Source organism: Clavibacter sp. MX14-G9D, from assembly GCF_032917815.1.
Classification (GTDB): domain Bacteria; phylum Actinomycetota; class Actinomycetes; order Actinomycetales; family Microbacteriaceae; genus Clavibacter; species Clavibacter michiganensis_K.
On the sequence record NZ_JAVCVL010000366.1, the window covers coordinates 1 to 1373 of the forward strand.

At 78.4% G+C, this 1373-nt stretch carries 1 protein-coding gene; it reads right to left on the reverse strand.

From position 1 onward, the window contains the following. Positions 1-271 precede the first annotated feature (271 nt). The coding region (locus tag Q6969_RS15675; protein WP_317231271.1) for a PLP-dependent aminotransferase family protein at positions 272-1373 on the reverse strand (1102 nt) is incomplete at its 5' end.

Consider the following 1373-nt stretch of genomic DNA (forward strand, 5'->3'; position numbering starts at 1 on the left):
CGCGACGAGGCCGCCCACGAGCGCGAGCGTCGTGGCGGCGCGACGGGCGCGCGGGCGGGGAGCGGCGGCCGCTCCGGCGGCGTGGGGGGTGCGAGGTGGTCGGATGCTCATGGTCGTACCTCCGGTCGGGTGCGGGGAAGGCGCCCCGGCGGTGCGGTGCGGCGGTGCCGTGCGGCCACCGTGCAGACGACCCTCCGGTCGGGACGCAGGGATCGCCAGACCGTAGCCGCGGGCGGGCGCCCGACGTCGGATCCGTCCCCAGGCCCGACCGTCAGACCAGCACGGACCGGTCCACCACGTCGTCCGCGCGACGGGCGTCGACGCGCGCGCGGTCGGGCACGAGCCCGCGCCACGCGTCCTCGAGGATGTCCAGCGCCCGGTCCGTCGCCGCCGGCGGCGCCGTGATCGGGATCCGGAGGAAGCGCTCGAACGCGCCGTCGTGCCCGAACCGGCTGCCCCCGGTGATGGCCAGCCCCCGGGACCGGGCGGCGAGCGCCAGCTCGGTGCTCACGGGCGCGCCGATGCCCACCCAGACCGCGAGCCCGCCGTCCACGCGCGGCACCTCCCAGCCCGGGAAGCGGCGGGCGAGCTCGGCCTCCACGTGGTCCCGCGTCTCGCGGAGGCGCGCGCGGCGCTCGGCGAGGATCCCGTCCATCCCGCCGAGCACCTCCGCGACCACCAGCTGCTCGAGCACCGGCGTCCCGAGGTCGCGGGCGGAGCGGGCCCGGGCGAGCTCGCGGAGGAGGGGACGGCCGGCGCGGATCCAGCCCACCCGGAGGCCTCCCCACACCGTCTTCCCGACCGAGCCGACGAGCACGACCGTGCCGGGCGACCCGTGCACGGCGAGCGGCGGATGCGCCCCGGCCCGGTCGATGTCGAGCTCCGCCGTCGTCTCGTCGGCCACGACGGTCACGCCGTGCGCCTCGGCGAGCGCGACGATCCGGGCGCGCTGGTCCTCCGGCATCGTCCGCCCGGTCGGGTTGTGGAAGTCCGGCATGAGGTACGCGAGCGCGGGTCGGGTGCGCCGGACGGTCTGGTCGAGCACGTCCTCGTCCCAGCCGTCCGCGCCGACGCCGACCCCGACGAGGCGCGCGCCGGCGTCGCGCAGCGCCTGGATCGCATGGGGGTAGCTCGGCTGCTCCACAAGTGCGCGGTCGCCGCGGTGCACGAGGACGGACGCCAGCAGCCCGATGGCGTGCTGCGCGCCCACCGTGACCATGACGTCCTCGGCCTCGGTCGGCAGGCCGCGGACGCGGTAGCGGGCGGCGATCGCCTCGCGGAGCTCCGGCAGGCCCTCGACGTCGTAGCCGTGCCCGTCGAGGTGCGCCGGCAGCCGGGCGGCGGCGCGCATCGCGGCGGCGGCGAGGGCGGGC